This is a genomic window from Shewanella hafniensis (genome assembly GCF_019655335.1).
Taxonomy (GTDB): Bacteria; Pseudomonadota; Gammaproteobacteria; order Enterobacterales; family Shewanellaceae; genus Shewanella; species Shewanella hafniensis.
In genome coordinates, this window is the sequence record NZ_BPFD01000122.1 from 1 (window position 1) to 7,925 (window position 7,925).

Annotated in this window: 5 protein-coding genes; 3 read left to right on the plus strand and 2 right to left on the minus strand. The window is 45.4% G+C overall.

All coding sequences use genetic code 11. The features are described from left to right. Nucleotides 1-179 precede the first annotated feature (179 nt). A complete protein-coding gene (locus tag K5Q99_RS20760) occupies nt 180-2,051 on the plus strand; it encodes a methyl-accepting chemotaxis protein (protein ID WP_220778006.1) in 1,872 nt (623 codons plus the stop codon). Between the two features lie 82 nt (nt 2,052-2,133). Here the strand turns inward: K5Q99_RS20760 and K5Q99_RS20765 are convergent, their stop codons facing one another. Beyond that, nucleotides 2,134-3,105 carry a LysR substrate-binding domain-containing protein gene (locus K5Q99_RS20765; RefSeq protein WP_107949830.1) on the minus strand — a complete coding sequence of 324 codons (972 nt, stop codon included), beginning with the start codon at nt 3,103-3,105 and terminating at the stop codon, nt 2,134-2,136. A gap of 113 nt (nt 3,106-3,218) precedes the next feature. Between K5Q99_RS20765 and K5Q99_RS20770 the strand changes: the two genes are divergently transcribed. Beyond that, nucleotides 3,219-4,427 carry a multidrug effflux MFS transporter gene (locus tag K5Q99_RS20770; protein ID WP_106649064.1) on the plus strand — a complete coding sequence of 403 codons (1,209 nt, stop codon included), beginning with the start codon at nt 3,219-3,221 and terminating at the stop codon, nt 4,425-4,427. Between the two features lie 156 nt (nt 4,428-4,583). Next, entirely contained in the window at nt 4,584-5,207 is a 624-nt protein-coding gene (locus K5Q99_RS20775) for a tRNA-uridine aminocarboxypropyltransferase (RefSeq protein ID WP_220778007.1), read from the plus strand. Nucleotides 5,208-5,679: 472 nt separating this feature from the next. Here K5Q99_RS20775 and K5Q99_RS20780 read toward each other — a convergent pair whose 3' ends face one another. Next, a complete protein-coding gene (locus K5Q99_RS20780) occupies nt 5,680-7,800 on the minus strand; it encodes a putative bifunctional diguanylate cyclase/phosphodiesterase (RefSeq protein WP_063882411.1) in 2,121 nt (706 codons plus the stop codon). Nucleotides 7,801-7,925: the final 125 nt, after the last annotated feature.

Consider the following 7,925-nt stretch of genomic DNA (forward strand, 5'->3'; position numbering starts at 1 on the left):
CCAGTGCTCAGACGTGTACGTTGATTTTCCTTGGCTTTTATTATGAATTTGTTTATTTTTACAAACAGGAGTGAGTTCATTCACTGTCATTTTGACGTATCTAAGTAAACTAAGCGCTACTGGAAGCAGTTATTTTTCTGGTCGGCATAATTATCCTGTTTTTATTTGTGAAATATATTATGAAATCATATTCATTAAGGCAGAAAATCCTTTCATCTGTAATTCTTGCTCTTTCAGCAGTTATTTTACTGTTATCTTGGCAAAGTTATACAAGTCAGAAGAAAGTACTTTTAGACGTAAACTTAGAACAGGCTCAACGTCTTGGAGACCAGCAAGCGTTACTGATTGGTGAGTGGCTTGCAAGTCGCCAGCAAATTGTTAAAGGAATCAGTGGGCAGTTGAATAATGACATTGTGCAAGCAATGAAACAGGCTAAACAATCGGGAGGATTTGAATCGACATATTTTGGTGAGTCTAACGGTAATATGAGAGACTCAGAGCCAGCAACTGACTATACAAATTATGATCCTCGTACACGACCTTGGTATCAAGAGGCTACGCGAACCGGTGGGAGTGTATTAACTCGACCTTATCTCGATACTGCTTTTAACATTCTAGTTGTGACTTTGGCCGAGCCTGTTGCTGGTGGAGTTATTGCAGGAGACTTGTCGATTAGTAATCTCATCGAAGAAGTTAATCGGATGAAGTTACCGGCTAATGGTTATGCAGTCATGATGCACAAAGATGGCACGGTTATCGCTTATAAAGATCCGGCAAAGACGATGAAACCAGTAGGTGATATCGACAACGAACTGAATAACAGCTTACCGGAATTAAGCCGTAAAGCTGGTGCTTTGTTACCTATGTATTTTGAAAATGAAGCCCGTGACAAACTAGTCTGGGGCGTAGATATCCCTAATACAGATTGGGAATTAGTGTTAGTGCTTGATAAGGAAACGCTAGAAGCGCCACTCACGAGCCTGTTACTTACTCAGCTGGGGCTATCGGCACTTGTATTGCTCTTGAGTGTGTTAGCGATTTCTTGGTTAGTTGGCATGTTACTGGGCCCGTTGAGCCGAGTATCGCAGGCACTGGCACGTATCGCCGATGGTAACGGTGATTTAACTCAGCGTATTTCCGTCGATACTCAAGATGAAGTGGGCGTACTTGCCGACAGCTTTAACCGTTTTGTCGGTAGTCAACATCAGTTGATCAGCCATATCCGTCAGTTAGCGAATGAATTAGATGCTGATGCTGAACGTAGTCTTACCACCACGCAAACCTCGGTGGCTGAACTGCAACGTCAGCAACAAGAAGTGGCTATGGTCGCGACCGCAGTCACAGAAATGGCGAGTGCGACCAATGAGATTGCGGCCAATGCTGAAAACACGGCGACGGCGGCTCAACAATCTGCAGCGAGCAGTTTACAGGGTAAAGAGTTAGTCAATAAAACCCGTAACTCGATTAATTCGTTGGCCGATGAAGTCACTCAAGCGACCGATGTCATTGGGGATTTGAGCCGTCATGCTCAATCAATTTCAAGCATTCTAGCAACGATTCAAGGGATTGCAGAGCAAACCAACTTATTAGCGCTTAACGCGGCTATTGAAGCGGCTCGTGCTGGTGAACAGGGCCGTGGCTTTGCCGTGGTCGCCGATGAAGTGCGTGTACTGTCACGCCGTACTCAGGATTCGACCCAAGAAGTGCACACCACGATCGAAACGCTGCAACGAACGACCGCTAGAGCCGTCAGCTTAATGGAAAGCAGCCAAGCATTAGCGGGTCACAGTGTTGATGATGCGAATGCGGCGGCAAAAGCCCTTGAAGAGATTACACAAGCGGTCAACGTGATTTCAGATATGGCAGGCCAAATTGCGACTGCAGCGGAAGAGCAGACTCAAGTGACGGGTGAAATCACTCAAAATACGGTTGCGATTAAAGATGTGACCGATGAGATTACCGCCTCGGCCATGGCTGATTTGGCACAGGCGCGAGACTTAAAAGCCCGTGCTAATGATCTTAATGCACAGGTCGCGACCTTTATTCTGTAGTTACTACTTGTAGTGTTTCACTTTGATAAAAGCCCGATAACGCCTTTGCTTTATCGGGCTTTTTATTGGTGGAGATTTGGTATTAAAGCATTTCTGCGGGAGTAAATAGCTTAGCGACACTCTGGCAAATCGTTTCTCTAATCCATTTATGCCCCTGATCTTCATCATTTCTTTGATGCCATAACAATACATAGGCCATGGGCATAAATTCGAAGGGTAAGGGCAGTAGTTTAAGCGGATAGAGCTGGCAGGCGTGCCGTGCAAAGCTCGAAGGCAGAGTGAAAATTAAATCGCTGTGGGCGCACACACTGGCGGCACCATAAAAATCGGGTACTGTTGTACTGATCCGGCGTCGATGGCCGAGATCGGCAAGAAAGTAATCCAACGCCCACCAATCGCTGCCTTCACAGCGAACCTGCACATGGGCCATGTCGAGGTAGAGTGGGAGATCCCATTGTTCTGAAGTCAGCGCAGCCATCAATGGGTGATCTTCACGTACTAAACACACTTGTTGATCGGTAAACAGTGTTTGATAGGCAATCCCTTCAGGTAGGCGATCCACCTGAAAATCGGACAATGGATGCAAATCCCGCCCTGAAATACCAAAATCAATTTGCCCTTGTTGCAAATCTTGCATCGACTTTTCGGTCCAGACATAGGAGTCAAGTTTGACATTGGGCGCCGTGGTCAGCATAGGGCCAATAAAATATGGGATTAAGGTTTCATAGGCGCTTTCCACCATGGCAAAGGAGAATTGTCGATTGCTACTGGCGGGATTGAAGGTCGGAGGCTGAGTGAGTTGATACAAGTCTTGCAAAATATTCGGCAGTTTTTGCCCAAGAATGAGGGCATGCGCCGTCGGTTTTAAGCCGTGGGCCGTGCGCTGAAATAGCGGATCATCTAAGGTTTCTCTGAGCCGATTTAGGCTTTTGCTGAGGGCAGACTGGCTTATATGTAATCGGCTTGCGGCGCGAGTCACGCTTTGCTCTTCTAGCAGAACTTTGAGTATGACCAGCAAGTTAAGATCGATTCTGGCTAAGTTGTCGATATTCACAGATATTCCTCAGAGGAAATTTACTTTGGAAATTATACCATTTCTGTTCATACCTTGAGTTAATTAAAATAGCGCCCACTGAAATACCTTTTCCTGATCAACTGAGATTATTTATGCGGCGCAATCTATTACCTATCCTGATGTCTATGGTGCTTCTTAGCCCATTAGCCATCGATATTTACTTACCTTCAATGCCGACTATGGCGGCAGAATTCGCCGTATCTGCCAGTGATGTGCAATCTACGATCGTATTATTTTTATTCGCCATGGGTTTAGGTCAAGTGTTGATTGGGCCATTAGCCGACCGTTATGGTCGCCGTCCCGTGGCTATTTTCGGGGTGTTACTCTACTGTGCGAGTAGCCTTTTAGCAGCTGCAGCTGTCGAATTTCATTGGTTACAGATTGCCCGTTTGCTGCAAGGTTTGGCTGCCTGTTCGACTTCTATTGTGGTGTTCAGCGCCGTACGTGACTGCTACGATCAAAAGGAAGGCGCTAAGATTTACAGTTACTTAAATGGCGCCATTTGCGTTATTCCCGCATTAGCACCGACCTTAGGCGGCTTATTGGCAATGCAATTTGGTTGGCGCTCAACCTTCGTCTTCATGACGTTATATGCCATGTTGATGATGCTTGTTGTCGGTTATCGCTTACCTGAGACTCGACCTGCCAATACGGTCACCACTGGCCCACTTTACCGTTGGGGTCGATATAAGCCTGTACTGGGTAACGCTCATTTTTTGTTTTATGCCTTTGCTTGTATGTCAGCGATGGCCGCGATTTTGTGTTACGTGTCGTATGCGCCAGTATGGTTGATTGGGCATTTAGGGCTTTCTGAGCTCATGTTTAGTGGTCTATTTGGTTTCAATGCCGTGTTTAATATCGTGGCCTGTTTTACTGCACCCCTGATCATTCGCAAACTCGGTAATCGTCCTACAACGATTTTGGCCCTGTCCATACTCGTTTTGTCTGCAGCACTCACTGTGGCTGGTCAGCAATTCGGTCCGAGTACTGGAATGATGGCAGCGTTTGCCTTTATGTTGCCTATGTTGATGTTAGGGGTTGGATTTTCCTTCTTACTCGGTCCAGCGACCAGTATGGCTCTGTCGGCCTTTGGTGAACGAGCTGGAACTGCCGCGGCTATGTTAGGTTTTATTCAGATGAGCGGTGCGTCCGTGCTTGCTGGACTCGTACAACAAACGAGTTTAACCGCACCTTATGCTGTGGCCTTAGTGATGGGCGTATTTCCTCTCGGCTTATTATTGATGATGGCGCTGAGTCGATTTGACCACTGGCATCAAGAGCAGTTAGCTGGCGAGCATTAGTTCGCAGCACAGGTTAATTACAAAGTCGTTAATCACAGAGTACACCCTTTACCCACAGTTTGTTTGACCGCGAACTGTGGGTATTTTTTATTGTGCCTTGTACCTCTTTATCCTTTGGTATACTCGTAAAATAACTTACTCAAACAGGGGGAAAGCTTGTCCCGCCACTATTGTGCTATTTGTCGTTATCCGCAGAATGCTTGTCTGTGTGCGAGTGTTCAGCCTATCTCTCCAATGACTCAGTTGGTGGTTTTACAGCACCCGAGTGAAGTCGAACATAAAAAAAATAGTGTGCGGGTATTGAGTCTTGTGGTCGCAGAAACGCAAGTTTATGTGGGCGAAAACGAGGCCGACTTCAATGGTTTGCGGGAATATTTAGCGGCATGTAATAAGCCTATTTATCTCGTCTATCCCTCTGAGCAAAGTGTGAGTGTTGAACAGCAGCCTATCAACCCAGATTGTGTATTGCTCTTACTCGATGGTACTTGGCGTAAGGCATTTAAGATGTTGCAGCTGAATCCTTGGTTAACCCAGTATCCAGCGGTGCATTTGGCTGACGGTTATGAGTCGCGTTATCGGATCCGTAAGTCGAGTCGTAGCGACAGTTTATCGACCTTAGAAGCTTGCGCTTATATGCTAAGCGCTCTTGATCCAGCACTGGATGTTCAGCCATTAATGGCGGCATTTGATGCTATGGTTGAGCTGCGAATTAAGGCGATGCCGAGCACTGTGCAGGCTCGTTATCAGAACTCAAACAAACCTAACTGCGAGACTAAGTGAATGTTTTGACATTATTTAGCCTTAGAGGTTTTAGGTCTGATTTAATGCCTTTAAGTTATTGAGTTTTGATACTGCGTACGAATTAAATTAGTCAAAATCTTATTCAGATCACGCTAACTTAGTGTGAAATACGGTTTAATATCAAGGATTCATTTGCGCAGCAAATGATGAGATAGCTTTGCCAGCCAATTGCTTTGCAGGGGAGTGATTCCATTGTTAATCACAATTAGTTGATGGCGTGCTGGCAGGGCTATCGAGCTTTAGCTATATGTTTTTCCGCAAGAATACTTCTGTAACGCCTCTGTTTCTTCTCTCATTCTAATCAAACTCTTCCTAGAAAACAGTTGAATAGGTGTTCATTGTTCGGTGCGAATGTTGAGAGTGCTTTGCCAGTCCATAACTGGCTTTGCAGGGGAGTAATTCTATTGTTAATCACCATTAGTTGATGGCGTGCTGGCAGGGCTATCGAGCTTTAAGCTATATGTTTTTCCGCAAGAAAGGTTTGGGTGAAGTTATCGACTGAACTCGGATAACCAAAAAGAAATCCTTGGGCAAAACCTTGGCCCATGTCTGTCATTATGTCCCTTTGTTGTTGAGTCTCTATACCTTCGGCGACGAAGTGAATATCGAGTGCCTGCGCGAGTTGCACTATGGCATTGCAGAGCTTTTGTCCTGAAACTTCGTTTAAGCGCAAGGCAAACTCGGCATCAATTTTTACACTGTCTATGGGCAAAGTGCCTAAACGACTGAGTGAGGATAATCCAGTACCAAAATCATCTATGGCAATGCTGACACCTAGGGCTTTTATGCGGTTGAGAGTGAGTCGTGCTTGCTCAGGTTGGCGTAACAGTGCCGATTCGGTGATTTCTAAAATCAGTGCTTCAGCAGGTAAATTAGCCATGTCCAAGGCGTTAATTACTTGGTCGATAAAGTCTAAGTGTTCCAATTGCAGTGGTGACACATTGACTGAAATTCTAAAGTCTGCCTGATTATGTGCCCGCCATAGTGCCGCTTGCACACAAGCTTGTTCTAATACCCATTGACCAATACTGACAATTAACCCTGTTTCTTCCAGCAATGGTACAAAGTCGGCAGCGTCATAATACTCGGTAGGTGATTTTTGCCAGCGCAGTAATGCTTCGGCTGCAATCGTTTGATTTGTGTGTAAATCCACTATGGCCTGATAGGCGAGAGTGAACTGTTTTAAGCTGTGAGCATGTCTTAGACTATTGATTAACTGCAGCTTTAACTCTGCGGCCTGGCTCATAGCCTTATCGTAAAATACGAGGTGCGGTAAGCTCTTTTTAGCACAATACATGGCCGTATCTGCAAGACTTATCAGTTGTCCCGCCTTATCACTGTGGGTCGGAAATAGTGCAATGCCGATACTTGTGCCTAAGAAAAACTTTTGTCCTTCAATTTCAAAGGGGCTCTCAAATAAGCTGAGTATCTGTTCTGCAAACAGTTGGATTTCATCCTTGCAGCTACAGTCTTGCAGCACTAAGGTAAACTCATCTCCGCCCATCCTGGCTATGTCTGCTTTTTCGATACAACCGGCTTCGAGTCTGGCTGCGACGAGTTGTAATACTCTATCGCCCATGGAGTGGCCGAAGCTGTCATTGATATTTTTAAACCCATTGAGATCTAAAAACATTAGCGCACCGAGGGCGAGGGGATCGGTTTTAAGTTTTTCGAGGGCAGTATTGAGGATCTGCTTAAGGTGGAATCGGTTAGGCAATCCAGTCAAGGTATCGTACATAGCACGGGTCGTCAGCTGAGTTTCGAGCAGCTTTTTCGTGCTAATATCACTGAAAATATTCACATTATAGTGAGCGCCATCTTCGGTAATGATTTTGCGGCTACTCTGCCAAGCAGGGAAATTGCTACCATCTGAACGTTTCTTCCAGGTTTCACCCTGCCAAAAGCCCCTTTGCTTCAGTGCCGTTTGGCATTCGGTTTCTGCCCCTAAATGATGGCTTTTCAACTCTAAAAATTCAGGGGTTTTACTGATAAGCTGCTCGGCGCTATAACCGCAAATACGGCACATAGCTTTATTAACGGCCAAAATCTGATCATCTGAGTCTGTGATATACACAGCTTCGGCACTTTCCTCGAGCGTCGTCGACAAAATCTCTTTAGGAATATGGGCAAAGCCATCGGTAATAATTTCGCGCATTTGATTACGGCGATTGAGCGCTTGAAATTCCACGAGCACAACGGGCTGTTGCTGCAGATAGCAGCGATAAAGGTTTACTCGAGTTGGCAGTTCATTGCCGAGTTGACTCAAGTGTAGCCAGTTGAATTCAACATTATTTCCTGCAATGGCTTCAAGGATCATTTCCCTCGCATATTCAACACTGTTGCGGCCGGATGATTGAATTCTCGGAGAAAAGTCATAGGGAGTCGCATTCACAAAGGCGTCATACTCAGTCTCAAAATAACCGAGTGTCGCTTGGTTGGCGCTAATAAAGCTGAAGCCTTGAATTAAGGCTAGGGGAGTTTTGTGGGGATGTGCTTGCCAGAGCGACAGCTTTTCTTGCAGTACTGGATCATCCGTACTGAGTTTCTTAAGTAAGTGTTGCCATCTGATCATTTAGGATACTCCCTTGTGACACATATAAGGTCACATCCTATTTTTAGGTCTTCGTTGATACGAAGTTGCCCAATAGTACATCATTCCAATGGGGTTAAAAATAAACCTAATTGTTGTTTCACTCA

Excerpts from the sequence above, each read along its gene's own strand:
- K5Q99_RS20780 (WP_063882411.1), bottom strand. The coding sequence starts at position 7,800 with ATGATCAGATGGCAACACTTACTTAAGAAACTCAGTACGGATGATCCA.
- K5Q99_RS20770 (WP_106649064.1), top strand. The coding sequence starts at position 3,219 with ATGCGGCGCAATCTATTACCTATCCTGATGTCTATGGTGCTTCTTAGC.
- K5Q99_RS20760 (WP_220778006.1), top strand. The coding sequence starts at position 180 with ATGAAATCATATTCATTAAGGCAGAAAATCCTTTCATCTGTAATTCTT.